We start from the raw sequence: 24,574 nt of genomic DNA on the forward strand, positions 1-24,574 counted from the left end.
TTATGCGTTCAGACGGTATGAGGGCTAAGGCGTCGCCCAAACCAGGCAAGCAGAGTGTCAAGAATCAGCGCGAATAACGCCGTGGCCGTTGCGCCGAGGATCAACGTCGGAAAATCGTTGAGATAAATTCCCGGGAAAATCAGCTCGCCGTAGCTGCTGGCGCCGATCAGAAAGGCCAGCGGCGCGGTGCCGACATTGATGGCGGTCGCGATGCGAATACCGGACAGCATCACTGGCCACGCATTAGGTAGCTCTACCTGACGAAGCCGCTGCCATTTTGTCATCCCAATCCCGTTCGCCGCTTCAATCAGTGAGGCGGGAACGGAACAGAGGCCCGCATAGGTATTGCGGACGATAGGCAGAAGGGAGGCCAGAAATAGCGCGACAATGGCGGGCGTATCGCCGATCCCGATAATCACCATCGCTAAGGCCAGAACGGCCAGCGGCGGCAAGGTATTACCAACATTAAAGATTTGCATGACATATTCAGCAAATCCTTTTGCCGCAGGTCGGCTGAGTAAAATCCCGCTCGGGATACCGACCAGTAAAGCAAAAAACATGGACGTAAAGACCAGCATCAAATGCCGTTGCCCGAGATACAGCAGATCGACCTGACGCGCTTTCAGCGTCTCCAGACCGATTCCCCAGATAAACAGCGCCAGTAACAGCAAAATGACGATAGTGAACCCAAGTACACGTTTTAGGGTGAGGGTGTGCATTGCGGTGTGTCTCCCTGTTTGCATGTGTTATGGCGACGTTAAGAGTCGCGTGTTGTTATGCCATGTTCCGGCAGGGTACTTTGAGCTATAGCAACAGGTTGGGAAGGATTCCAGCGAAGCGTGATGTTTAACACTATTAAACATCTATTAACAATTATGCTTTGCCCTTATGCGGCTTAGCGTAAACATTCACGATAAAGAATTATCTTAAAAACAGAAATGTAGTGTGACGTTGTCACTTTTTGTAGATAAAAATAGGCCGCAATGGGAGAAAAGGCAGGTAAAATCCTGCCTTTTGTGGGGATTAACGGAATAACGGTTTTACAGCGACGGGAATAATAAGTTGAGCTTGCCATTGCGCCAGAGTCAGACGCGCCAGTTGCCCCAACGCCTGATAAAACGGATGCCCGGCATGATCGATAAATACGTCCAGAAAGCGGGACGACCACGGAAACAGATGCCAGGCCAGGAGTTGTTCGCATTCATGATGACGATCATTCTCGGCAAGCCAGGCCGCCAGCAGCAACAGCGACCCAAAATGATCTTCTGGCTCGTTTTGTTGCATTTCAAACTGAATTCCGTTTTCGCGCATCCACTGACGTAGCGCCAGCGTAGAATCGCCAAATAATACGCTCTCACGATCCAGCCAGACGGAACCCCACGGCGGAGACGGCAGAGCGTAAGGGCCGATAAACAGACGCTGCCAGGCCTGTGGCAACGACTCTTCGCTGTGGGTCTTAAACATAGCCGCCACAGGCGCAAGCGCCTCGGCATCAAGCGGCCACTGCGCCTGCCAGTCGTCGGTTAATAGCGCCTGAACCAGAGGAGCGGTTTCGTGGCTTTCCGGCGAATAATAAAACAACGCGCCAAGAACACGCGCCGTTACTGAAAAATCATCACGTTGTAAAAAAGTGGTCATTCAAACAATCCCGAAAGGTGCGGGTCGCCCCGCACGCATAAATTAACCTGCGATGGCCATACCTACGGTCATATGCAGGCCATAAAAAAGTCCGCGGCCAATAATTTCGCCCGCCAGCACCAGCACGACACCGAGCAGCAAACCAACGGTATGCGGTTCGCGGCGACGGATTAGCGGACATAGCCAGCAGCCTAATCCGGCGGCAAGCAAGACAATGCGCCAGACCTGTAGCATACCGTAATCCGGCGCGAGATGGCTGGCCTGTTGCACGGAACTGTGAATGGTTGAGAGAGACAGTCCTTGTAGTACGATGACCGCCACGCACACCACCAATGCTAGGCCGCTAATACTGGCAAACGTCACGCTGCAAAATGGGACGCGCGCGATGCGTAGCAGTAGCGCCGCAAACACCGGGCCGCACAGGAATGCCGTGAGGAAAAAGGCCAGCGTGGTGTAGCCATTATACCAGGTTGGCACGGTATCTATCTGATAAACGAGCGTCATTGCCCAGATGAATGCAACGCCGAGCGCCATACTGACCAGCAGCCACACTTTACCCAGCGCCGGGGGCATTTTACCGAGTACCGCCACCAGCCACCAGATGCCGCCTACGGCAAAGAACACCGATCCTGCGGCGATTTCATTACTCAGTGCGGAAGCGCCTACGCGGTTAAGCGAGTTAAACGCGCGCATCGGCGAGCCGAGATGCATAATCGACGCGAGGAATCCTAGTCCCATCACCAGCCACAGAAAAAACATGCTACGCACGATGCGCTGACGGGCGATGGTATCGTCTTTTGCCGTCAGCCAGCCCAGTCCGCTAACGATTAACGCGCCGACCACGCACTGACCAAAGACCGTGAAGATCATCAACGGCCATTCATGCCATCCACTTCCCATCTTATACCTCCTTCGGATTGGCCAGATAACCGGTAGTGTCCCCGGTCGGGCGGCTGTTGGCGTTCGGTTTAATCACAATATTCGGCTTCGTGAAATGCGCGCGCGGCAACGGCGCGACGGCAGCCAGCTCTCCGTGTTTTTTACGCAGTTCGTCTATCGGGCCAAAGTCCAGCGCCCGCAGCGGGCAGGACTCCACGCAAATCGGCTTTTTGCCGTCGGCGACGCGATCATGACAGCCGTCGCACTTAGTCATATGACCTTTGGCGGCGTTGTACTGCGGCGCGCCGTACGGGCAGGCCATGTGGCAGTAGCGGCAGCCGATACAGACCTCTTCGTTCACCACCACAAAACCGTCATCGCGCTTGTGCATCGCGCCGCTCGGGCAGACTTTGGTACAGGCCGGGTCTTCGCAGTGGTTGCATGAAATGGAGAGATAATAGGCAAAGACGTTCTGGTGCCAGACGCCGTTATCTTCCTGCCAGTCGCCACCTGCGTATTCATATATCCGCCGGAAACTGACGTCGGGAGTGAGATCTTTGTAGTCCTTGCAGGCCAGTTCGCAGGTTTTGCAACCGGTGCAACGACTGGAATCAATAAAAAATCCATACTGGGTTGTCATCGGTTACTCCTTACGCCTTTTCAACCTGAACAAGATTACTGTGTGACGGATTACCTTTCGCCAGTGGGGAAGGCCGGTGCGACGTCAGAATGTTAATGGAGCCGCCGCGATCGACTTTGTCGCCAAACATGTCGGCATTTAACCAGGCGCCCTGGCCGATAGCGGTGACGCCAGGCAATATGCGCGGCGTGACTTTTGCCAGAATGAGCATCTCTCCATTCTGGTTAAAGACCCGCACGGTGTCGCCATGCTGAATGCCGCGCGCTTGCGCATCAATCGGGTTGATCCAGATCTCCTGCGGACACGCCTGTTGCAGGATGTCGATATTGCCGTAGCTGGAGTGGGTACGCGCTTTATAGTGGAAGCCGGTTAGCTGTAGCGGGTAGCGCTGACGAAGCGGATCGTCCCAACCGTCAAAGCCTGGCGTATAGGCGGGTAAAGGATGGATAATCTCATCTTTCTTCAGCTCCCACGTGTTGGCGAGGGTTGCCAGACGCTCGGAATAGATTTCGATTTTACCGGACGGCGTTTTCAGTGGGTTGGCGGCAGGGTCTTCGCGGAATGAGCGGAAAGCGACGTAGTGCTCCTCCGGGCATTTTTTCTTGAAAATCCCTGTCTGTTTCATCTCTTCGTAATCCGGCATTTCCGGGTTACGCGCTTTGGTTTTTGCGTGCAGGTATTTGACCCACTCATGCTGCGTGCGGCCTTCTGTGAAGGTCTGGTATACGTCCGGACCAAGCCGTTTAGCCACTTCACTGAGCGTCCAGTAAATGGGCTTTCTTTCAAATTTCGGCGAGGTGGCGGGCTGACCAAGAATGACATAGCCCATATTGCCTGCGGATTCGTGGGAAATCAGATCTTCCTGCTCGGTCGGCATTAAATCAGGCAGCAGAATGTCGCAATATTTTGCCGACGCGGTCATAAAGTGCTCGATGCCGACGATCATTTCACATTTACTGTCGTCCTGAAGCACCTCGTGGGTGTGGGCGATGTCGCCATGCTGATTGATCAGCGTATTACTGGCGTAGCACCACAAAAATTTGATCGGCACGTCGAGCTTGTCTTTTCCCCGCACGCCGTCGCGTGTGGCGGTCATTTCCGCGCCATGATCGATAGCGTCGGTCCAGGTAAAGACCGAAATCTGGGTTTTTACCGGGTTCTCCAGCATAGAAAACCATTCGACGCCCAGATCCCAGGTGCCTTCGCGCACGCCGGAATTACCGCCATTTATGCCGACGTTACCGGTGAGTACAGACAGCATGGCGATTGCGCGTGCGGTCTGCTCCCCGTTAGAGTGGCGTTGCGGTCCCCAGCCCTGGCAAATGTAAGCCGGTTTCGCCGAGCCGATTTCCCGCGCCAGTTGAATGATTTTTTCCGCCGGAATACTGGTAATCTGCGCGGCCCATTGCGGTGTTTTAGCAATACCGTCGTCGCCCTGACCCAAAATATAGGCTTTATAGTGCGCGTTACGCGGGGCCGAGGCGGGCAGAGTGGTTTCGTCGTAGCCGATGCAGTATTTATCCAGAAACGGTTTATCAATAAGATCTTCGGTAATCAGCACCCAGGCGATTGCCGCCGCCAGCGCGCCATCGGTACCAGGGCGAATCGGCAGCCACTCGTCTTCGCGGCCGGCGGCAGTGTCGTTATAACGCGGGTCAATCACGATCATCCGGGCGTTGGAGCGCTCGCGCGCTTGTTCGACATAGTATGTCACGCCGCCGCCGCTCATACGTGTTTCCGCGGGGTTATTGCCAAACATCACCACCAGTTTTGTATTGGCGATATCATCCGGACTGTTGCCGTCGTTGCCGCCGAACATATAGCTCATGGCCGCGCTGATTTGGGCGGTGCTGTAGCTACCGTAACGGCTGAGATAGCCGCCGCAGGCGTTCATCAGGCGATACGGTACGTTAGAATTGGTAATATTGCCGCCGTCCACGCCGGTACCGTAAAGGACATGTACCGCTTCGTTGCCGTAGTCCTTGAGGATACGTTTCAGGTTATCGCCGATGGTATCCAACGCTTCATCCCAACTGATACGTTCGAATTTGCCTTCTCCTCGTTTACCAACGCGTTTCATCGGATATTTCAGGCGATCGGGATGATTCATCCGGCGACGAATAGAACGGCCGCGCAGGCAGGCGCGTACCTGATGGTTGCCATATTCATCGTTGCCCGTGGTATCTGATTCAACCCAATATACGGTGTCATCTTTTACGTGTAGGCGCAGCAGGCAGCGGCTGCCGCAGTTAACGGTACATGAACTCCAGACCGCTTTTTCTGCCACATTGCCGGATGCGAGGTCTGCTGCGGCGTGTGCGATGCGGGAGAACGGAAGGGTGAAAGCGCTACTGGCAAGCGCAAGGCTACCGATAGCGGAGGTTTTCACCAGGCTTCGTCGGCTGATACTGGCCGCCATTAATGCCTCAGGGTTGGTGATTTTCATAACAGCTCACTATGCTCATCCAAAAAAGAGTTTTAAATGTCGTTGTGTTCGCAAAACGGGGAGCTCCGGGCGCGTAAAAACGTCCCGGAGCAGGCGGCTTAGATTTTTTCGATTTCCACCAGATTTGTATGTTGAGGATTCCCTTTTGCCAGGGGGGAAGGACGCAGCGTCGTGAGCGTATTGATGCAGGCGCCGTGGTCAATTTTATCGCCAGCCATATCCGCATTATGCCATGCGCCCTGACCCATCGCGCTGACGCCCGGCAGAATACGCGGCGTGACTTTGGCGGGTAGACGCACCTCTCCACGATCGTTAAAGACGCGAACCTTATCGCCATTCGCGATACCACGTTTTTGCGCATCGAGCGGATTTATCCACACCTCCTGGCGACAGGCGGCCTGCAGAACATCAATATTGCCGTAGCTTGAATGGGTACGGGATTTATAGTGAAAGCCAAACAGCTGTAGCGGGAAGGTGCTCCGCTTCGGATCGTCCCATCCTTCAAAAGTAGGGGTATAAATCGGCAGTGGGCTTATCACGTCGCCTTCCGCCAGCTCCCAGGTACTGGCGATGTGAGCGAGTTTGCTTGAGTAGATTTCGATTTTACCGGACGGCGTTTTTAACGGATTGGCCTGCGGATCTTCACGAAATTTTTTATAGGCGACAAAGTGGCCGTTGGGATCTTTGCGTTTATAGATGCCCATTTTTTTCAGATCGTCATACGCGGGCAATGCCGGATCTCTTGCCTGCATTTTGGCGTACAGATATTGCAGCCATTGCGCCTGTGTACGGCCTTCGGTAAACCGCTGATACACATCGTCGCCGAGGCGTCTGGCGATTTCGCTGAGTACCCAGTAGATGGGCTTGCGTTCAAACTTAGGCGTCGTCGCCGGTTGGATAAAAATCAGATATCCCATATTGCCGGCGTAATCATTGGGGATGATATCTTCCTGTTCGACGGTCATGAGATCCGGCAGTAAAATATCGGCGTACTTCGCGGAAGAGGTCATAAAATTGTCGATGACCACAATCATTTCGCATTTCGTTTCATCCTGAAGAATTTCATGGGTTTTATTAATATCCGAATGCTGATTAATCAGGGTGTTGCCAGCGTAGTTCCATAGAAATTTGATCGGGACATCCAGCTTATCTTTGCCGCGTACGCCGTCGCGCAGGGCGGTCATTTCCGGGCCGCGCGCAATGGCGTCCGTCCAGCTAAAGCAGGAGATGGTGGTTTTAACGGGATTCTCCAGGACCGGCAGACGTTCAATGGTAATGGTGTAAGTGGATTCGCGTGCGCCGCTATTACCGCCATGAATGCCGACGTTGCCGGTCAGAATCGGTAACATGGCGATGGCGCGAGCGGTTTGTTCGCCGTTCGCCTGACGCTGCGGGCCCCAACCCTGACAGATGTAGGCCGGCTTGACGCTGCCTATCTCGCGCGCCAGTTTGATAATCCGATCGGCGGGGATGCCGGTAATATGCGATGCCCACTGCGGCGTTTTGGCGATACCGTCCTCGCCCTGGCCCAAAATATAAGCCTTATAATGGCCATTGGGGGGCGCGTCAGCCGGAAGGGTCTTTTCATCGTAGCCGATGCAATAGTTATCGAGAAAAGGCTGGTCAACGAGATTTTCGTTAATCAATACCCAGGCAATTCCCGCCACCAGCGCGGCATCGGTGCCGGGGCGAATCGGTATCCACTCGTCTTCACGTCCGGCAGCGGTATCGGTATAGCGCGGATCTATTACGATCATGCGCGCATTTGAGCGTTCACGCGCTTGCTCCAGAAACCAGGTAATGCCGCCGCCGCTCATGCGTGTTTCAGCCGGATTATTGCCGAACATGACCACCAGTTTACTGTTTTCGATATCAGATGTGCTGTTGCCGTCGTTGGAACCATAGGTGCAGGGCATGGCGCAAGAAATTTGCGCGGTACTGTATGAGCCGTATTGATTCAACGAACCGCCGTAGCAGTTCATCAAACGCTTCACCGGCGAGGCGGCAGGCGACGAGCGGGTTATGTTGCCGCCTACGATGCCGGATGAATAGTGGATATAAACGGCTTCATTGCCGTAGGTCTCTACGGTCTTTTTCAGGCTGGCGCTAATGGTGTCCAGTGCTTCCTGCCAGCTAATGCGTTCAAATTTGCCTTCGCCGCGGCGGCCAACGCGTTTCATGGGATAGTTAAGGCGATCCGGATGGTTAATACGCCGACGGATTGAACGGCCCCGCAGGCAGGCGCGAACCTGATGATTGCCGTAGACATCGTCGCCAGTGTTATCAGTTTCAACCCACCAGACTTCATTATCTTTTACATGCAGACGCAGGGCGCAGCGACTGCCGCAGTTGACCGAACAGGCGCCCCAGACGATTTTATCTTCTTCGTTGCGCATAGCCTGCTGCACCGCCGCGGCCGCGGTACGCATCCCAAACGGTAAAGATACGCCTCCGGCAGCCAGCGCCAGTGAGCCAAGCGCCGCTGATTTCACTAACGTCCTGCGGCTAACGCCTGTTTGTTGCTTTTCTCCGGGCATCACTCACTCCATTGTCGTTATTATTTCGCTATATATTGATAACTATAACGAAATTATTAACATGCTAATGATGTAATGAGTTTACCCCTTTGGGAGTAAGGATTATTAATCCATGTCAAAGAGCGTTACCCTCCGGACCCGGAGGGCAGGAGGAGGTTATTGCGGTTCGGCGGATGAACCGTCCTGAGCGGGAGAGGTATTGGCTGGCGCATTGCCGCTGCTGGTGCGGGTATAAAGAATTTTATGCGTGTCGTTCGCGCAATGGCCCACCACCTGTGAGTCCGGCTGATCGGCCTGGTCGTTAGGAACGATAGTGAGCGTAAAATTATCCGCCGGCACGCCGTTATTGATGATACGTTGTTCAATATCGCTTTTTACTCTCTCGCACGATCCCGGTGCCGCCATCACCAGCGAGGGGGCGCTAACTAACGCCAGAGCGGCTATTGCAGTTGCGATTTTCATCATGAACTCCTGTGATTAATGACGATGTTCTAAGCTTAGCATTTTTCGTGTAAATAACTGTATTTGCTAATATGATGATAAATATCTTTTCATCCTGGTGATACGTGTGAAGAAACCCCTTTTACTGACGTTATTGTGCATGATACTGGCAGGTTGTGATAACCCGAAATCCCTTGAGTCTTTTACGCCGGAAATGGCCAGTTTTTCGAACGAATTTGATTTTGATCCATTACGTGGTCCGGTAAAGGATTTCAGCCAGACATTGATGAGTGAGAATGGCGAAGTGGCGAAGCAGGTCACCGGTACGCTTTCACAGGAAGGCTGTTTTGATACGCTTGAGTTACACGATCTGGAGAATAATACGGGGCTGGCACTCGTGCTGGATGCCAATTATTACCGGGATGCTCAGACGCTGGAAAAAAAGGTGCAGTTACAGGGGAAGTGCCAGCTGGCGGCGTTGCCTTCGGCGGGCGTGACCTGGGAAACGGACGACAACGGTTTTGTGGTATCGGCGACGGGCAAAGAGATGAAGGTCGAGTACCGCTATGATAGCGAAGGCTATCCGTTAGGTAAGACAACCATAAACTCGCAGAATACGCTCTCTGTGACGGCAAAACCCTCCGCGGACCCGCGTAAAAAGCTGGATTATACGGCAGTCAGCCGGGTGGATGATCGACAGGTCGGCAACGTCACACAGAGCTGCGAATATGATGCGTACGCGAACCCTGTTGACTGCCGGCTTGTTATCGTCGATGAGAGCGTTAAGCCGGCAGTGTTCCACCATTACACCATTAAAAATCGTATCGATTACTACTAAACCGGGCGCGGTGCGACTCTCCGTGACTACCGCGCCGCGTTTACTGCGCGGTGGGTTTCAGGAGCGTAGAACCGGACGTTTTATGTTCATCCAGATACTGCTGCTGGAAGATACACATGCGGATGGTGTTACGGTATTCGCCGTTAATGAAGAACTCATGAATCAGCTCGCCTTCTACTCTAAACCCGAGTTTACGGTAGATGTGAATCGCTTTTTCATTCTCTTTATCGACGATCAAATACAATTTATAGAGATTGAGTACGGTAAATCCGTAATCCATCGCCAGTTTGGCCGCGCGTGACGCCAGGCCTTTTCCCTGGTACTCCGGCGAGATAATAATCTGAAATTCCGCCCGCCGATGCACATGGTTAATTTCCACCAGTTCTACCAGCCCGGCGTTTTCACCGTCGCATTCGACGACAAAGCGCCGTTCGCTTTGGTCGTGGATGTGTTTGTCGTAGAGATCCGACAGTTCGACAAAAGCCTCATACGGCTCTTCAAACCAGTAACGCATAACGCTGGCATTATTATCAAGCTGGTGGACAAATCGTAAATCTTCACGCTCAAGCGGGCGCAGTCTGACCTTGTAGTCACTTGTCATACTGTATCCTTACACTTCCTTTTAGTTATCCTGCATTAGGGCGTAATAACGCGACCTGTACGACGATCCAGACACCGCAGCGTATTGGGCTCCCAATAGGCGTTGATGTTGGCGCTTTGCTCGCATTTATCGCGGTTATCAAAGGCGGCATCGGCTTTGTCCCACTCTTTTTCTGCGCGGGTATTCACTTTCTGGCGCAGACTGCGAGTGTCGTTCCATTGTTCCTTTTCCATAGCCGCTTCCTGACGACTTTGTGCGCTATCTCCCGATTCAATCACCAGTTTACTGGTTTCAGCGAATGCGGAAGTAGTATATACAACGGCCGCCAACGTAAGCATTGCCGTCAGGCACAGGCGTTTGCTCAGCGTATTGTTCATCACAACATCCTTTCATTAGAGGGGAAAAGCGGTAAACCACCTGTAAATTCTACACCAATCCTTATGCCTGGCATATACACAAGAATGGCCGGATAACCGTAACGATATTCTGTTGTATTATCACTTATCATTTCGTAACCAAATGAATCTCATGCTAAAGACGACTCTGCTTTTCTTTGTCACCGCCCTCTGTGAAATCATTGGATGTTTTCTTCCCTGGCTATGGCTTAAGCGCGGCGCCAGCGTGTGGTGGCTTCTGCCCGCCGCTGCGTCACTTGCGTTATTCGTCTGGCTTTTGACCTTGCATCCGGCGGCGAGTGGGCGGGTTTATGCGGCTTACGGTGGGGTATATGTCTGTACTGCGCTCCTGTGGTTACGTGTTGTCGATGGCGTCCGGCTCACGGTTTATGACTGGTGCGGCGCGCTGATCGCGCTGTGTGGAATGCTGATTATCGTCGTCGGATGGGGACGTACGTAACATTGCCGCGCGACCAGAACATTTTGTGATCTGGCAGCGCTTTTTACATCAATATACTTGTATGGTAGTAGCTCAGTTGGGTAAATTTCCTGCATCCCATAATGCGATGTAAGGAATAAAAATGAAGATTGTAGGGGCTGAAGTTTTTGTTACGTGTCCAGGGCGTAACTTCGTCACCTTAAAGATAACCACGGAAGACGGGATCACCGGTCTGGGGGATGCCACCCTGAACGGACGCGAGCTCCCGGTGGCCTCGTACCTTACCGATCACCTGTGCCCACAGCTCATCGGGCGGGATGCTCGCCGCATCGAAGATATTTGGCAGTTCTTCTACAAAGGCGCGTACTGGCGCCGTGGCCCTGTCACCATGTCCGCCATTTCCGCGGTTGATATGGCGCTATGGGATATTAAAGCCAAAGCCGCCAATATGCCGTTGTATCAGTTACTCGGCGGCGCTTCGCGTGAAGGCGTCATGGTGTATTGCCATACCACAGGCCACACCATCGACGATGTGCTGGAAGACTACGCGCGTCATAAAGAGCAAGGGTTCAAAGCAATCCGCGTGCAGTGCGGCGTTCCGGGGATGAAAACCACCTACGGCATGGCGAAAGGCAAGGGGCTGGCCTATGAGCCCGCGACAAAAGGCCAGTGGCCGGAAGAACAATTGTGGTCAACGGAAAAGTATCTCGATTTTACGCCAAAGCTGTTTGACGCCGTGCGTAATACGTTCGGGTTTAATGAACATCTTCTGCACGATATGCATCACCGACTGACGCCTATTGAGGCTGCCCGCTTTGGCAAAGGTATTGAAGACTATCGTTTGTTCTGGATGGAAGATCCGACGCCGGCTGAAAATCAGGCATGCTTCCGCCTCATCCGCCAGCATACGGTCACGCCGATTGCGGTAGGCGAAGTCTTTAACAGTATCTGGGATTGCAAACAGCTCATTGAAGAGCAATTGATTGACTATATCCGCACCACGCTTACCCATGCCGGTGGTATTACCGGGATGCGCCGCATTGCCGATTTTGCCTCGCTCTACCAGGTGCGTACCGGTTCGCATGGGCCGTCCGATCTGTCGCCGGTTTGTATGGCCGCTGCATTACATTTCGACCTGTGGGTGCCTAACTTTGGCGTGCAGGAGTTTATGGGCTACTCCGAACAGATGCTGGAGGTTTTCCCGCATAACTGGACGTTCGAGGGCGGCTATATGCATCCGGGCGACAAGCCAGGACTGGGCATTGAGTTCGATGAAAAACTGGCGGCGAAATATCCGTACGATCCAGCCTATTTGCCGGTGGCCCGCCTGGAAGACGGCACACTGTGGAACTGGTAAGGAGCGAAAAATGAAAAGCATCGTAATCGAAAAACCGAATACATTAACTATCGAAACGCGCGCGCTTCCGCAGCCTGCGCCGGGCGAAGTTCGCATTAAAGTGAAACTGGCGGGTATCTGCGGTTCCGATAGCCATATTTATCGGGGACATAATCCCTTTGCAAAATATCCCCGTGTCATAGGCCATGAATTTTTCGGTGTCATCGACGCGGTAGGCGACAACATCAATCGCGACCGGATAGGAGAACGGGTATCCGTCGATCCGGTGATCAGTTGCGGGCATTGTTACCCTTGTTCAGTCGGTAAACCCAATGTGTGTACCTCGCTGGTGGTGCTGGGCGTGCATCGTGACGGCGGTTTCAGCGAGTATGCGGTGGCGCCGGCCCGTAATGCTCATCGCATACCGGACAACATCGCAGATCATCATGCCGTCATGGTTGAGCCGTTTACCATTGCGGCAAATGTGACGGGACAAGTGAATCCGACCGAGCAGGACGTGGCGCTTATCTATGGCGCAGGCCCGATGGGACTGACGACCGTACAGGCGCTGAAGGGGGTTTATCAGGTTAAAACGGTCATAGTCGTTGATCGCATTGAAGAGCGTTTAGCGATGGCGAAGCAGAGCGGCGCTGACTGGACCCTCAATAATGGTCAACATTCACTGGCGGAATTTCTACAGCAGAAGGCGCTAAAGCCGACCTTGATTGTCGATGCCGCCTGTCATCCCGCTATCCTGCAAGAGGCGATTACACTTGCATCGTCTGCGGCACGCATTGTCCTGATGGGATTTTCCAGCGACCCGTGTGAGATTGTACAGCAGGGTATTACCGGAAAAGAGCTGGCTATTTATTCATCGCGTCTTAATGCCAATAAATTCCCGGTCGTGATTGACTGGCTGAATAAAGGGCTTATTGATCCGGATAAGCTGATAACGCATACATTTGATTATCAACATGTCACCGACGCGATTGAGCTTTTCGAGAAAGACCAGCGTCAATGCTGCAAAGTCTTACTCACGTTTGCGAAATAATATAAATAATTGCGAGTAAGTGGTACGCATCTTACCTCTTAGAGATTGCCTATATGACACAAATAAAGCATGAACGATCGACTCAGGATTTAGTGCGCGCTGCCGTATCTGGATGGTTAGGCACCGCGCTTGAATTTATGGATTTTCAGTTATATTCACTAGGCGCGGCTCTGGTCTTCCATGAGATATTTTTTCCGGAACAGTCTGCCGCGATGGCGCTTATTCTGGCAATGGGCACCTATGGTGCAGGTTATATAGCCAGAATTATCGGCGCCTTTGTTTTTGGTAAAATGGGCGACCGAATCGGACGAAAAAAAGTATTGTTTATTACCATCACCATGATGGGGATCTGCACCACGCTGATTGGCGTACTGCCGACGTATGCGCAAATCGGCATTTTTGCGCCAGTATTACTGGTGACATTGCGAATTATACAGGGGCTGGGCGCCGGGGCGGAAATTTCCGGCGCGGGTACTATGCTGGCCGAGTATGCGCCGAAAGGAAAGCGTGGTATCATTTCCTCGCTGGTCGCGATGGGCACCAACTGCGGTACGTTGAGCGCGACGGCGATCTGGGCGGTGATGTTCTTTGCGCTTGAACGCGAACAACTGATCGCCTGGGGATGGCGTATTCCTTTCCTGGCGAGCGTCGTTGTTATGATATTCGCGATCTGGCTGCGAATGAATCTGAAAGAAAGTCCGGTATTCGAAAAAGTAAGCGAAGGCGAAAAATCGCCAGCGTTAACGCCTGCGTCAGAAAATACATTGGGCGCGATGTTTACCAGCAAATCTTTCTGGCTGGCTACCGGTTTACGTTTTGGGCAGGCGGGCAATTCCGGGCTTATTCAAACCTTCCTTGCCGGATATTTAGTTCAGACGTTATTATTTAACAAATCTATCCCAACCGATGCGTTAATGATAAGTTCCGTAATTGGTTTTATCACTATCCCACTCTTGGGGTGGTTGTCCGATAAATACGGTCGTCGGCTGCCGTATATAATATTGAATATCTCCGCGATTATTCTCGCCTGGCCGATGCTGTCTATTGTGGTAGATAAAACGTATAGCCCTGGCGTAATTATGGCGGCGCTCATTGTTATTCATAACTTTGCCGTGCTGGGATTATTTGCGCTGGAAAACATCACCATGGCGGAAATTTTCGGATCGCGTAATCGCTTCACCCGGATGGCGATTTCAAAAGAGGCAGGGGGGCTGGTGGCGGTCGGTTTTGGCCCCGTCCTCGCAGGGATCTTTTGTAACATGACCGATTCCTGGCTGCCCATCTTAATTATGCTGGTGCTCTACTCGTGTATTGGTCTGATTTCTGCGTTGTTGATGCCGGAGGTCAGAGATCGCGATCTGAGCTTGCCTGAGGATGCGGCGGAAGCGACAGCGGCAGAGAAGTTACGCCACTCCGCAACCCAGACGAGTTAAATCGTGTCGACGGTATGGCCGGAACGCTAATGCGGTTTCGGCCATGCTGCCCGGTCACTTTTGTTTAATTAGCGTAAATCCAAATGTACCAGGGCAGGCGTTACTCTGCGACTGTTCCGCTTTCAGAATATAGAGGTTATAAAATGCAAAACAGGCTTTTATCGGCAAAGGCGACGCTTCCTGATTACGATCGTGCGGCGCTGGTGGCGCGGATGGTCCATCTCGGTTTTGGCGCGTTTCATCGCGCGCATCAGGGGGTTTATACAGATATTCTGGCTGCGGAGCAGCATAGCGACTGGGGCTATTATGAGGTTAATCTTATTGGCGGCGAACAGCAGATTGCCGATCTAAAGCAGCAGGATAACCTCTATACCGTGGCGGAGATGTCGGCGGAAGCCTGGACGGCGCGTGTGGTGGGCGTCGTCAAAGCGGCGTTGCATGTTCAGGTTGATGGTCTGGAACGTGTGCTGGCGGCGATGTGCGAACCGCAAATAGCGATTGTGTCTCTGACCATTACCGAGAAAGGGTATTGTCATTCGCCAGCCACGGGCCAACTTCTGCTGGAACATCCCATGATTGCCGCCGACCTGCAAAATCCGCATCAACCGCTAACGGCACCGGGTATTATTGTCGAAGCGTTAGCGCGTCGTAAAGCCGCAGGCTTACCGGCATTTACCGTGATGTCCTGCGACAACATGCCGGAAAATGGGCATGTGACGCGTCAGGTTGTGACGGCTTACGCCCGGGAGGTGGATGCGGAACTGGCGATATGGATCGAGCAAAACGTGACATTTCCGTCAACCATGGTTGATCGGATTGTCCCTGCGGTCACGCCGGAGACGCTGGATAAAATCGAACAACTGACCGGCGTGCGCGATCCGGCGGGCGTTGCCTGTGAACCGTTTCGCCAGTGGGTGATAGAGGATACGTTTGTGGCGGGTCGTCCGCTGTGGGAAAACGCGGGCGCGACGTTGGTCGCCGACGTGGTTCCGTTTGAAGAGATGAAACTGCGAATGCTTAACGGCAGTCATTCATTCCTGGCTTATCTGGGGTATCTTGCCGGCTATCAGCATATTAATGACTGCATGGCTGACGACAACTATCGTCTGACCGCGCAGGCGTTAATGTTACGCGAGCAGGCGCCCACGCTGAAAGTCCAGGGGGTAGATTTACAGCGTTATGCCGATCAGTTGATTGCGCGTTACCGTAATCCGGCGCTGCGTCATCGTACCTGGCAGATTGCGATGGATGGCAGCCAGAAACTTCCGCAGCGTATGCTGGACTCCGTTCGCTGGCATCTTGCTAATCATAGCGATTTTGATTTGCTGGCGCTGGGCGTGGCGGGGTGGATGCGTTACGTTGGCGGCGTGGATGAGCAGGGTAAGGCGATCGACGTCAGCGATCCGCTATTGCCGGTTATTCAGCGCGCCGTGGCAAACAGTGAAGAAGGCGCCAGTCGTGTTAAGGCGCTGCTGGGAATGGCTGAAATTTTCGGCAACGATTTGCCGCAGGCGGAGCGGTTTACGCAAAAAGTGCAAGAAGCCTATGACAGTTTACTGACATATGGCGCGAAAGCGAGCGTGGCGAAATATGCCGAGCGCTTGAAATAGCGTAACAGAGACCCGGTAGCATTATGCTACCGGGAAGGCCGGAACGGTTCCTGGCGGCCTGTGGTATCAGTTCATGCCAAGACGAATCAATTCAACCGGCGCGAATTTACCTTCACAACCTTCGACAATCACCGTTTTGCCGCGGCGAATTTGACCTGCATCCAGACCTTCGCTCTCAATGGCTTTGATAATCCCGGTATGACCCGTGCCGCTTATCATGACCCGGCTACCGGTAGTGATTGCGTTACGGTTACGATCGTATGTCATCATCGTGTTTTCTCCTTTCAAACTTACTGCCAAAGCCCGCAGGTTTCCCCGCATGACGGGCGACATATAAATACGCTTATCGTTGCGGATTTTTTTTGTTTTTGATCAAGCTCACGGCTTTTTAGGCGGGAATGTGCAGGGTGAGAAAGCGGAGAAGGCGTCTCACCCCGACGTTAAAGGGGGGTTAGTCTTCGCTAAACCAGCCGCTGTTTTCCTGACGGATAAGCTGGACGGATTCGCTAATTTCCTGCAAATGCTGGGTCATTGCGCTCTCAACCGCATTGCCGTCACGATTTTCCAGCGCGGAGAAAATATCATGGTGCTGGCGCAACAACATCTCCGGCGGAGAAACATGATCCAGACTCATATAGCGAACCCGGTCGATTGTCGCTTTGATATTTTCAATGGTATCCCACGCTAACTGGCAATCGGCGATCTGCGCCAGCTTTTGGTGGAAATCGTCATCAAGCTGGAAAAAATCATCAATCTGTTTGCGCTCGATAGCAATATGTTGCAGGTGCAGGTTTTGCGCCAGTTGATAGCACTGGTTGTCGGTGATCATCGCCGCCGCACGGCGGACCACCGCGCATTCGATCGCCTGCCGAACAAAGCAGCCATTCTGTACCTGAGAAAGCGAAATCTTATTCACATAACTACCGCGCTGAGGGCGGATCTGAATCAACCCATTTTCCGCCAGCTTTATAAAAGCCTCGCGCACCGGTTGACGCGAAACGTTAAAACGGGTTGAGACCTCTTTTTCTGATAGCGGCGTGCCAGGCGGGATAAGACAATGCACGATATCACGCCGAAGAATACGGTAAATTTGCTGGTTGACAGGCTGTGTAGGGTTAAACTGCGTTTCGACGGTCATTCATTCTTACTTTTTAGGCGGTTGACCCGGATACTCTACCACTTTTCCGTGGCGGTCTATACCGATCATGTTTCTGGTTGCAGATACGTTTGCCAGGGATTACCCGGCCCGCAGACCGGGTATAACCTCTTAGCTACGGTGGACGCTGAGCCCTGCGAAAGATTGGGTAACAGGCATCATTTCAACGGTATTAATATTCACATGCGCGGGGAGTGTGGCCACCCACCATACCGCTTCGGTAATGTCTTCTGGCGTGAGCGCGGTGGTATTTTCGTAGGTTTTACCCGCTTTCTCATCGTCGCCTTTGAAACGAACGCTGGAAAACTCGGTACCGCCAACCAGGCCCGGTTCAATGTCGGTCACGCGAACCGCCGTGCCGTGTAAATCCGTGCGCAAATTCAGGCTAAACTGGCGCACAAAGGCTTTCGTCGCGCCATAGACGTTGCCACCAGCATAAGGCCAACTGCCGGCGGTTGAACCGATGTTAATGATATGACCGCGATTACGTTCGACCATTCCTGGCAGCACGGCGCGGGTCATATAAATTAAGCCTTTATTATTAGTATCGATCATAGTTTCCCAGTCTTCTACGCTGGCTTTATGCGCCGGTTCAAGACCCAGCGCCAGACCGGCGTTATTGACCAGCACATCAATATCGCGCCACTGCGCAGGCAGAGAGGCCATCATCTCTTCGATGGCCGCGCGGTTGCGCACGTCCAGTTGGGCGGTCAATACGTTCTCGCCAAGCTCATCTTTTAACGCTTGCAGGCGTTCATGACGACGTCCCGTGGCAATGACTTTATGTCCATTCTCAACAAAACGGCGTGCAATGCACTCGCCAAACCCTGCGGTTGCTCCAGTTACTAAAACGATCATCACACAGTTCCTCAACGCTTTTTGTGTTGTATTACCATAGCACGCGGCGTTTATGAAAGGGTAATCCTGGTTAACACGGTTGCGGTCAGCATAGGGGGAAGCTTACTCTTATGATCAACCTATTTTCAGGAGTGAAAAATGTCGACGAATCCTTTGTTAGACCAGAGTATGTTGCCCTATCAGGCACCGCGTTTTGATCGGATCAAAGATTGCCATTATCGTCCTGCTTTTGATGAGGGCGTTCGGCAAAAACGCGTGGAAATCGAGGCCATCGTCAATCATCCGGCGGCCCCTGACTTTACGAATACGCTTCTGGCGCTGGAGCAAAGCGGGGCGCTTCTGTCACGCGTCACCAGCATTTTTTTCGCGATGACGGCCGCGCACACTAACGATGAACTCCAGCGGTTGGATGAGGCCTTTTCTGCCGAGCTGGCGGCGCTCTCCAACGATATTTATCTGAATAGCGCGTTATTCGCTCGCGTGGATGCCGTCTGGCAACAGCGTCACTCACTGGGGCTGGATGATGAGTCGCTACGGTTGGTCGATGTGATCCATCAGCGTTTTGTGTTGGCAGGCGCGCAGCTTGCCGAAGAGGATAAAGCGCAACTGAAGGTATTGAATACTGAATCCGCGACCTTAATGAGTCAGTTTAATCAGCGTCTGCTGGCGGCAAGTAAAGCGGGCGGGCTGGCGGTCGATGACGCGCATTGCCTGGCAGGATTAAGCCCGGAAGAAATGACCGTCGCTGCTGAAGCGGCGCGTGAAAAAGGCCTGGAGGAGCGCTGGTTCATTCCGCTCCTTAATACGACGCAACAGCCTGCGCTTGCTACGCTGCGCGATCGCCAGACTCGCGAAAATTTATTCGCAGCGTCATGGACTCGGGCGGAAAAAGGAGATGCCCACGATACCCGCGCTATCGTTCAGCGTCTGGTAGAGATTCGTCGCTGTCAGGCAAAACTGCTGGGTTTCCCCAATTATGCCGCATGGAAAATGGCCGATCAGATGGCGAAAACGCCGCAAGCCGCACTGAGCTTTATGCGTGGCATTGTGCCGCCAGCGCGTCAGCGTGTACTCAATGAACAGGCGGAAATTCAGAACGTCATTGATGGTGAGCAGGGCGGCTACACCGTTCAGGCCTGGGACTGGATGTTCTATGCCGAACAGGTACGGCGGGAAAAATATGCGTTAGATGAAGCGCAACTGAAGCCCTATTTTGCCTTAAATACGGTGTTGCAAGAGGGGGTTTTCTGGACCGCCAACCAGCTATTCGGCATCACCTTCGTCGAGCGTTTTGACATTCCGGTGTATCACCCTGATGTTCGGGTGTGGGAGATTTTCGATTCCGATGGTGTCGGCATGGCGTTATTTTATGGCGACTTCTTCGCGCGGGACTCGAAAAGCGGCGGCGCGTGGATGGGGAATTTTGTCGAGCAATCCACACTCAATGAAACCCGGCCCGTTATATACAATGTATGTAACTATCAGAAACCGGTTGATGGGCAGCCTGCATTACTGCTTTGGGACGACGTTATTACGCTCTTCCATGAGTTTGGTCATACGTTACATGGTTTGTTTGCCGTTCAGCGCTATGCCACGCTTTCAGGTACCAATACGCCCCGCGACTTTGTCGAGTTTCCCTCCCAGATTAATGAGCATTGGGCGAGCCATCCACGCGTGTTCGAACGCTACGCGCGTCATGTCGACAGCGGTGAAAAAATGCCCGCTGATTTACAGGAAAAAATGCGCAAGGCGAGTTTATTTAATAAAGGTTACGATATGACTGAATTGCTCGGCGCCGCATTGCTGGATATGCGCTGGCATATGCTGGAGGAGAGCGTAGCAGAGCAGTCTGTCGCTGAGTTCGAGCAGCAGGCGCTGGCCGCCGAGCATCTTGATTTACCGGCAGTGCCGCCCCGCTATCGCAGCAGTTATTTTGCCCATATCTTCGGCGGCGGCTACGCAGCGGGATACTACGCCTACCTGTGGACGCAAATGTTAGCGGATGACGGTTATCAATGGTTTGTAGAGCAGGGCGGCCTGACGCGTGAAAACGGGCAGCGTTTTCGTGATGCTATCCTTTCCCGGGGGAATAGTACTGATTTAGAAACGCTTTATTCAGCCTGGCGTGGACATGAACCGCATATTGACCCCATGTTGCAATATCGTGGGCTCGATCGCTAAGCTGATACGGTTGTTCGGCACTGTCGAACAACCGCCTGAAAATGAATCCTGCACTTCTGATGACAGCCAGTTAAATTTATGGGGTTAAATTGTCTGAATATAAAGAGGGCGTGCATTCGGATTTTTCTACTTATTTTCCCGTGGTGGCTTGATTGCCAAAGATTTATTACCGCTTCGCTGCTGATGTTTTAAAAAATATATTTTCCGCCATGTGATGGTATTATGTAAATAATGCAGAAATGAATTTGACACTGCGCACAGGGCGACTAGATTTAGAACTGTATCACATGATATGAGAAGACATATCATATTTAAAACGCAACATCATCATGAGGATTATATTATGGCAGAACATCGCGGCGGTTCCGGTAATTTTGCAGAAGATAAAGAGAAAGCCTCAGAAGCAGGTCGTAAAGGCGGCCAGCATAGCGGTGGGAACTTTAAAAACGACCCACAACGTGCATCTGAAGCGGGTAAAAAAGGTGGCCAGAATAACCACAGTGGCGGACGGAAATCCGGCAATTAATTTTACTCCTGATATTTCGTAAATATATTCTGAAATATTGCACATACGATGCGGGCCATAGGCTCGCATTTTTTTATTCTGACCGGGAGTTGTTCTGACCGGGAGTTGTTCTGACCGGTCAGATGAAATTATTGTTTATGCTTTCTTCGTTAACAGAAAAAGCAATTCAGCGAGGGCGAAGTGTACGCATTTTTCTAATACTTCCTGACAATCTCCGTTGAAATGTTGTCGGCTTGTAAAAGTTGTATTGTTAATATTCCAGGCAAACCAAACGGTGCCCGCCGGCGTGCCATCTTCGCCGCCTTCCGGACCGCCATAGCCGCTGATCGCTATGCTGATATTGACCTCAGCCTGATCCTTAGCGCCCTGTGCCATTTCAGTAACGACCGCTTCGCTGACGGCGGTATGTTCGGCAAGGCTGTGGCGTTGTACGCGTAAGATTTTTGCTTTGGCTTCATCAGTAAAGGTGACATACCCCACACCGTAAAATGAGGGCGTATCTTCTGCTGCGCACAATGCTGAAGCCAGTTTCCCGCCAGTGCAGGATTCTGCAGTGGTCAGACGGAGTTTCTGGTTAACCAGTAAATCACCAAGTTTTTTTGTCAGGCTATCGACGGATTCGGCTTCATCAAGGGTGACAATATCGTGCTGTTCTAATCTCATCGTTTATTTTTCCGTTACCAGAGACAAAAGAAATCTGTTCGTTCTTCTCAAGTATGGCATATTTATTTTATGACATTGTCAGTGAATGATTATTTTATCCAGTTACCAACAAACCCGCTGTTGCATAACTTGCTTACTTTCTTACGGCGATGACTGTCATTGATTATGCGTAAGGCCATTATCCTCAAAAAATAAAGCCGATTAATCTGAATTGCTATCAAAACGTTGATGCATATGACTTCAGCTATGTGGCAAGTTCTCTATTACGCCGTTACGCTTTCGCGCTCACCGGCGCTGATGTCGGTTGCATATTAATCCGGATGGGTTGATTTTATTGCTTAATATTCTGCGGGTAAATTCATGTTTGTAAAAACTAAAAATAGCGGCCAGACTTAATACGTCAAATAGACGTTATTAAGGAGAGAGCATGAAACTACAGGTGGCTGCATTTTTAAGTTTTCTGATAATGCCTTACGCGCTAGCGGAAGATCAGGGGGGATTAAAAAAAGACGTGGCACCGCCGCCGCCTCATGCTATTGAGGATGGTTATCGCGGTACGGATGATGCAGAAAAAATGACCATCGAACAGGCAAAAACCCTGCATGATGGCGCGACCGTTTCGCTGCGCGGCAACCTTATTGATCATAAAGGTGACGATCGCTATGTATTTCGTGATAAATCCGGCGAGATTAACGTGATAATTCCTTCCGCCGTATTTGATGGGCGGGAAGTTCAGCCGGATCAAATGATCAACATTAACGGTAGTCTGGACAAGAAAGCGAAGGAACCGCTTGTCCGCGTGAACCGACTGCAAAAATAACGCGCGCTAACCGGCAATCTCCAGGTCAGCCATACGGGGCACGCGGCTGGCCTGATACCATGGGTCTTGTAAAAGCGCCTGGGGGACAAAAGGTCCCATAATGTCTTATTCAGGTCTGGTTGCGTATCGTTTAAGCTTCATTGATATTGACGGTGCTACAGTCGTTAGCGATCCGTTATCCTCGCAAGAATTTGCCCGGTAGCGTATAAGCAAAACACAAATCTATCCATGCAAGCATTTACCGCTGGTGAACCGGCGGTTTTTTTTTGCCTGCCATCCAGACAAAAGCGGCCCCTTGCGCAACGATGCAGCAAGGGGCCGGCTCTGCGAGGGATTATCTCCGTTCATTAATCATCCCATTTATGACTGAACCAGGCGGCCAGAAATCCGGAAAATAAAATAATTCCTAATACAACGATAAAAAGGTTAATACTGCCTAACATCTCGTTTCTCCTTATTTTAGCGTGCATCCTCTTTTTTAAAAAACCTCGTACAGACTATAGTACTAATTTATACTTAAGCAAAGTCTGAATTGCGTATTTATTTTACTGGAAGGGTAAAGCATTAGAATATTTTCGTCAGCGCCCAGGAATATTCCTGAATTACCGCAGTGACAGCAGATAATTAGCCTGCAATATATAGGGTTAACCCGGTGCGCCAGAAACGGCGCACATGACTGGCTGCAGATAATTAACAGGTGATAGCCTGTTGCGTAGGGGTAATCCGCATTCCTTTTAACATCAGTGCCCATGCGAACACAATGGCGATTATCAGGACAACGAAAAGCGACCAGGCGGGAAGCGTCGTCAGGATGACGCCGCTGACCAGCGGGTTTACCGCCGCACCCAGCCAGCCCAGCGATTGCGCTGAAAAATAGCTGGCTTTCATCCCGGCAGGCGCAATGTTGTCAATTAACATATATTCGCCGGGGGCATAAATAATTTCGCCAATCGTGAATACTGCCGCTGAAAGCCCCCAAAAAAACAGATTGTCGCCTGAAAAAATAAATCCGATGAGCCCGGCGATAAAAAAGACGGTGCCGGTCGTCATCATTGGTCGAATATTGACGGCGGTAAGTCGACGGCCCACGGCGTATTGCAAACTGACCACAATAACCGCATTAACCGGCAGGACGACGGCTACCACTTTTTCCGCGAAGCCGCTATCGGCAACGACCATAACGTACTGTGAAATACAGGACGCAAAGGCCCCCCCCACAAAGGAGGCCAGAAATGCCGAAAGCGTAAACCACAATAATGCTTTGTCGCGCAGCAGAACGGAGGGAGACCAGATAGCGGCATTTTTCCCCTCGCTGGCGGCAACCGATCGTGTCACCCATACCTGAATAAAGACCAGCGGGAATGCGGAACAGATGGCGGCAAGCCAGAAGGGTAAATTGATGCTTTGCATCACCAGCAGCGTGCCGAGCGGCGGGCCAACCGTCCAGCCGATATTGAGTACGGTATAATTGAGCGAAAAAATCCGTGTTTTTGTTGTCGCGGTGAGGTTATCGGCGAACCAGGCCTTCAGGACGGTAGAAAAAACCGAATAGGCGCAGTTAATAAGCGCAAAAAGCAGGACAACCAGTACGACATTATGCACCATTGGGATGGCGATAAATCCGCAGGCGAAGGCGATAATCGCGAGTAACATGTAGCGCTTTTTATCAAACTTGTCCGCCAGAATCCCAAAGCCAAGACTAAAGATGACGCCGATCGTTAACGCGCTGGTCAGCGCGTAGCCAATCAGATCCACGCCTAAACCGTACTGACGGTTAAGATAGATGGTCATAAAGGGGAGCGTGGCACCGCGTCCAATTGTCAATAACAGCGATGAGGCGAGTAGAGCCAACGTCGAACGTCTCAATCCTGGATTCATTTTTCCTGCCTGAAATGGAGGTTACGTATCGGGACGTTTTAATCTACCGTGCCCGCAAAAGCATGATGTCTATACGCTATAGCGTAGTCTTAACATACCATAACGCAGGATTTTGCCCATCGTGTGTTGTTCAATGCCATGCTCACGGTAAAAAGAAAAGTCCTGTTATGGCGCACTGATTTCCGATAACTTACCTTTTTACAAAATT

At 51.9% G+C, this 24,574-nt stretch carries 24 protein-coding genes; 9 read left to right on the forward strand and 15 right to left on the reverse strand.

Annotated features, from left to right (window positions below; genetic code table 11):
• Positions 1-8: 8 nt before the first annotated feature.
• The 7 genes from osmY to J1G48_RS10985 form a co-directional block, all read right to left on the reverse strand.
• The gene (osmY, locus tag J1G48_RS10955) at positions 9-719 is read right to left on the reverse strand and encodes an osmoprotectant ABC transporter permease OsmY (protein ID WP_000557304.1); all 711 of its coding nucleotides are present in this window, start codon (positions 717-719) and stop codon (positions 9-11) included.
• Between the two features lie 304 nt (positions 720-1,023).
• Positions 1,024-1,638, reverse strand: a complete 615-nt coding sequence (gene dmsD / locus J1G48_RS10960; protein ID WP_000206571.1) for a Tat proofreading chaperone DmsD — start codon at positions 1,636-1,638, stop codon at positions 1,024-1,026.
• A 42-nt stretch (positions 1,639-1,680) separates the two neighbouring features.
• A complete protein-coding gene (locus J1G48_RS10965; protein WP_000534697.1) occupies positions 1,681-2,538 on the reverse strand; it encodes a dimethyl sulfoxide reductase anchor subunit family protein in 858 nt (285 codons plus the stop codon).
• Position 2,539: 1 nt separating this feature from the next.
• A complete protein-coding gene (dmsB, locus tag J1G48_RS10970; RefSeq protein WP_000213062.1) occupies positions 2,540-3,157 on the reverse strand; it encodes a dimethylsulfoxide reductase iron-sulfur subunit DmsB in 618 nt (205 codons plus the stop codon).
• A gap of 10 nt (positions 3,158-3,167) precedes the next feature.
• The gene (ynfF, locus tag J1G48_RS10975; RefSeq protein WP_000705278.1) at positions 3,168-5,603 is read right to left on the reverse strand and encodes a selenate/tellurate reductase subunit YnfF; all 2,436 of its coding nucleotides are present in this window, start codon (positions 5,601-5,603) and stop codon (positions 3,168-3,170) included.
• Positions 5,604-5,701: 98 nt separating this feature from the next.
• Positions 5,702-8,140, reverse strand: coding sequence for a selenate/tellurate reductase subunit YnfE (ynfE, locus tag J1G48_RS10980; RefSeq protein WP_058662144.1), 2,439 nt, complete (start codon positions 8,138-8,140; stop codon positions 5,702-5,704).
• 156 nt (positions 8,141-8,296) lie between these two features.
• Entirely contained in the window at positions 8,297-8,605 is a 309-nt protein-coding gene (locus J1G48_RS10985; protein WP_000975516.1) for a DUF1161 domain-containing protein, read from the reverse strand.
• Positions 8,606-8,708: 103 nt separating this feature from the next.
• Between J1G48_RS10985 and J1G48_RS10990 the strand changes: the two genes are divergently transcribed.
• Complete coding sequence (locus J1G48_RS10990) at positions 8,709-9,419, forward strand: YnfC family lipoprotein (RefSeq protein WP_000743121.1); 711 nt, start codon at positions 8,709-8,711, stop codon at positions 9,417-9,419.
• 40 nt (positions 9,420-9,459) lie between these two features.
• On the opposite strand, the gene speG is transcribed toward J1G48_RS10990, so the two are convergent.
• Together speG and J1G48_RS11000 are read right to left on the reverse strand one after the other, a co-directional pair.
• Complete coding sequence (speG, locus tag J1G48_RS10995) at positions 9,460-10,020, reverse strand: spermidine N1-acetyltransferase (protein ID WP_000199997.1); 561 nt, start codon at positions 10,018-10,020, stop codon at positions 9,460-9,462.
• 35 nt (positions 10,021-10,055) lie between these two features.
• Positions 10,056-10,397 carry a DUF1283 family protein gene (locus tag J1G48_RS11000; protein ID WP_001066440.1) on the reverse strand — a complete coding sequence of 114 codons (342 nt, stop codon included), beginning with the start codon at positions 10,395-10,397 and terminating at the stop codon, positions 10,056-10,058.
• Between the two features lie 151 nt (positions 10,398-10,548).
• Here J1G48_RS11000 and J1G48_RS11005 point away from each other — a divergent pair, with 151 nt between their 5' ends.
• From J1G48_RS11005 to J1G48_RS11025, 5 genes are all read left to right on the forward strand, one after another.
• Positions 10,549-10,875 (forward strand): YnfA family protein, encoded by a 327-nt coding sequence (locus J1G48_RS11005; protein ID WP_000921389.1) that lies wholly within the window; start codon positions 10,549-10,551, stop codon positions 10,873-10,875.
• A gap of 121 nt (positions 10,876-10,996) precedes the next feature.
• Complete coding sequence (gene rspA, locus J1G48_RS11010; RefSeq protein WP_000706266.1) at positions 10,997-12,211, forward strand: starvation-sensing protein RspA; 1,215 nt, start codon at positions 10,997-10,999, stop codon at positions 12,209-12,211.
• A 10-nt stretch (positions 12,212-12,221) separates the two neighbouring features.
• The gene (locus J1G48_RS11015; protein WP_000836486.1) at positions 12,222-13,241 is read left to right on the forward strand and encodes a Zn-dependent oxidoreductase; all 1,020 of its coding nucleotides are present in this window, start codon (positions 12,222-12,224) and stop codon (positions 13,239-13,241) included.
• A gap of 53 nt (positions 13,242-13,294) precedes the next feature.
• Positions 13,295-14,674, forward strand: coding sequence for an MFS transporter (locus tag J1G48_RS11020; protein WP_000192118.1), 1,380 nt, complete (start codon positions 13,295-13,297; stop codon positions 14,672-14,674).
• 143 nt (positions 14,675-14,817) lie between these two features.
• On the forward strand, positions 14,818-16,284 hold the full coding sequence (locus J1G48_RS11025) for a mannitol dehydrogenase family protein (RefSeq protein WP_001181268.1): 1,467 nt from the start codon (positions 14,818-14,820) through the stop codon (positions 16,282-16,284).
• 66 nt (positions 16,285-16,350) lie between these two features.
• Here J1G48_RS11025 and ydfZ read toward each other — a convergent pair whose 3' ends face one another.
• The 3 genes from ydfZ to ydfG form a co-directional block, all read right to left on the reverse strand.
• Complete coding sequence (gene ydfZ, locus J1G48_RS11030; RefSeq protein ID WP_000989267.1) at positions 16,351-16,554, reverse strand: putative selenium delivery protein YdfZ; 204 nt, start codon at positions 16,552-16,554, stop codon at positions 16,351-16,353.
• Positions 16,555-16,735: 181 nt separating this feature from the next.
• The gene (locus tag J1G48_RS11035; protein WP_058662145.1) at positions 16,736-17,422 is read right to left on the reverse strand and encodes a GntR family transcriptional regulator; all 687 of its coding nucleotides are present in this window, start codon (positions 17,420-17,422) and stop codon (positions 16,736-16,738) included.
• Positions 17,423-17,551: 129 nt separating this feature from the next.
• Positions 17,552-18,298, reverse strand: a complete 747-nt coding sequence (gene ydfG, locus J1G48_RS11040) for a bifunctional NADP-dependent 3-hydroxy acid dehydrogenase/3-hydroxypropionate dehydrogenase YdfG (RefSeq protein ID WP_000636564.1) — start codon at positions 18,296-18,298, stop codon at positions 17,552-17,554.
• A 138-nt stretch (positions 18,299-18,436) separates the two neighbouring features.
• Between ydfG and dcp the strand changes: the two genes are divergently transcribed.
• Together dcp and J1G48_RS11050 are read left to right on the forward strand one after the other, a co-directional pair.
• Positions 18,437-20,479, forward strand: a complete 2,043-nt coding sequence (gene dcp, locus J1G48_RS11045; RefSeq protein ID WP_000106251.1) for a peptidyl-dipeptidase Dcp — start codon at positions 18,437-18,439, stop codon at positions 20,477-20,479.
• 343 nt (positions 20,480-20,822) lie between these two features.
• Positions 20,823-21,005, forward strand: coding sequence for a general stress protein (locus tag J1G48_RS11050; RefSeq protein ID WP_000807638.1), 183 nt, complete (start codon positions 20,823-20,825; stop codon positions 21,003-21,005).
• A gap of 135 nt (positions 21,006-21,140) precedes the next feature.
• On the opposite strand, the gene J1G48_RS11055 is transcribed toward J1G48_RS11050, so the two are convergent.
• Positions 21,141-21,668 carry a 2-oxo-tetronate isomerase gene (locus J1G48_RS11055; protein ID WP_001235355.1) on the reverse strand — a complete coding sequence of 176 codons (528 nt, stop codon included), beginning with the start codon at positions 21,666-21,668 and terminating at the stop codon, positions 21,141-21,143.
• A gap of 427 nt (positions 21,669-22,095) precedes the next feature.
• On the opposite strand from J1G48_RS11055, the gene J1G48_RS11060 reads away from it, so the two are divergent.
• Positions 22,096-22,488 carry a YdeI family stress tolerance OB fold protein gene (locus J1G48_RS11060; protein WP_000776351.1) on the forward strand — a complete coding sequence of 131 codons (393 nt, stop codon included), beginning with the start codon at positions 22,096-22,098 and terminating at the stop codon, positions 22,486-22,488.
• Positions 22,489-22,835: 347 nt separating this feature from the next.
• Here the strand turns inward: J1G48_RS11060 and mgtS are convergent, their stop codons facing one another.
• Together mgtS and ydeE are read right to left on the reverse strand one after the other, a co-directional pair.
• Entirely contained in the window at positions 22,836-22,931 is a 96-nt protein-coding gene (mgtS, locus tag J1G48_RS11065; protein ID WP_000901531.1) for a protein MgtS, read from the reverse strand.
• Between the two features lie 247 nt (positions 22,932-23,178).
• Positions 23,179-24,366, reverse strand: a complete 1,188-nt coding sequence (gene ydeE / locus J1G48_RS11070; RefSeq protein WP_001068051.1) for an efflux MFS transporter YdeE — start codon at positions 24,364-24,366, stop codon at positions 23,179-23,181.
• Positions 24,367-24,574: the final 208 nt, after the last annotated feature.

The sequence above is a fragment of the Salmonella sp. SAL-020 genome, from assembly GCF_017372215.1.
Lineage (GTDB): Bacteria > Pseudomonadota > Gammaproteobacteria > Enterobacterales > Enterobacteriaceae > Salmonella > Salmonella enterica.

Bases quoted from the DNA above. Each gene is read 5' to 3' on its own strand.
- J1G48_RS11020 (WP_000192118.1), top strand. From the start codon at position 13,295: ATGACACAAATAAAGCATGAACGATCGACTCAGGATTTAGTGCGCGCT.
- ydfG (WP_000636564.1), bottom strand. From the start codon at position 18,298: ATGATCGTTTTAGTAACTGGAGCAACCGCAGGGTTTGGCGAGTGCATT.
- J1G48_RS10965 (WP_000534697.1), bottom strand. From the start codon at position 2,538: ATGGGAAGTGGATGGCATGAATGGCCGTTGATGATCTTCACGGTCTTT.
- dmsD (WP_000206571.1), bottom strand. From the start codon at position 1,638: ATGACCACTTTTTTACAACGTGATGATTTTTCAGTAACGGCGCGTGTT.
- osmY (WP_000557304.1), bottom strand. From the start codon at position 719: ATGCACACCCTCACCCTAAAACGTGTACTTGGGTTCACTATCGTCATT.
- J1G48_RS11060 (WP_000776351.1), top strand. From the start codon at position 22,096: ATGAAACTACAGGTGGCTGCATTTTTAAGTTTTCTGATAATGCCTTAC.
- J1G48_RS11015 (WP_000836486.1), top strand. From the start codon at position 12,222: ATGAAAAGCATCGTAATCGAAAAACCGAATACATTAACTATCGAAACG.
- ynfF (WP_000705278.1), bottom strand. From the start codon at position 5,603: ATGAAAATCACCAACCCTGAGGCATTAATGGCGGCCAGTATCAGCCGA.
- J1G48_RS11055 (WP_001235355.1), bottom strand. From the start codon at position 21,668: ATGAGATTAGAACAGCACGATATTGTCACCCTTGATGAAGCCGAATCC.
- mgtS (WP_000901531.1), bottom strand. From the start codon at position 22,931: ATGTTAGGCAGTATTAACCTTTTTATCGTTGTATTAGGAATTATTTTA.
- J1G48_RS11035 (WP_058662145.1), bottom strand. From the start codon at position 17,422: ATGACCGTCGAAACGCAGTTTAACCCTACACAGCCTGTCAACCAGCAA.
- J1G48_RS11005 (WP_000921389.1), top strand. From the start codon at position 10,549: ATGCTAAAGACGACTCTGCTTTTCTTTGTCACCGCCCTCTGTGAAATC.
- J1G48_RS11050 (WP_000807638.1), top strand. From the start codon at position 20,823: ATGGCAGAACATCGCGGCGGTTCCGGTAATTTTGCAGAAGATAAAGAG.
- speG (WP_000199997.1), bottom strand. From the start codon at position 10,020: ATGACAAGTGACTACAAGGTCAGACTGCGCCCGCTTGAGCGTGAAGAT.
- rspA (WP_000706266.1), top strand. From the start codon at position 10,997: ATGAAGATTGTAGGGGCTGAAGTTTTTGTTACGTGTCCAGGGCGTAAC.
- dcp (WP_000106251.1), top strand. From the start codon at position 18,437: ATGTCGACGAATCCTTTGTTAGACCAGAGTATGTTGCCCTATCAGGCA.
- J1G48_RS11025 (WP_001181268.1), top strand. From the start codon at position 14,818: ATGCAAAACAGGCTTTTATCGGCAAAGGCGACGCTTCCTGATTACGAT.
- J1G48_RS11000 (WP_001066440.1), bottom strand. From the start codon at position 10,397: ATGAACAATACGCTGAGCAAACGCCTGTGCCTGACGGCAATGCTTACG.
- ydeE (WP_001068051.1), bottom strand. From the start codon at position 24,366: ATGAATCCAGGATTGAGACGTTCGACGTTGGCTCTACTCGCCTCATCG.
- ynfE (WP_058662144.1), bottom strand. From the start codon at position 8,140: ATGCCCGGAGAAAAGCAACAAACAGGCGTTAGCCGCAGGACGTTAGTG.
- dmsB (WP_000213062.1), bottom strand. From the start codon at position 3,157: ATGACAACCCAGTATGGATTTTTTATTGATTCCAGTCGTTGCACCGGT.
- ydfZ (WP_000989267.1), bottom strand. From the start codon at position 16,554: ATGATGACATACGATCGTAACCGTAACGCAATCACTACCGGTAGCCGG.
- J1G48_RS10985 (WP_000975516.1), bottom strand. From the start codon at position 8,605: ATGATGAAAATCGCAACTGCAATAGCCGCTCTGGCGTTAGTTAGCGCC.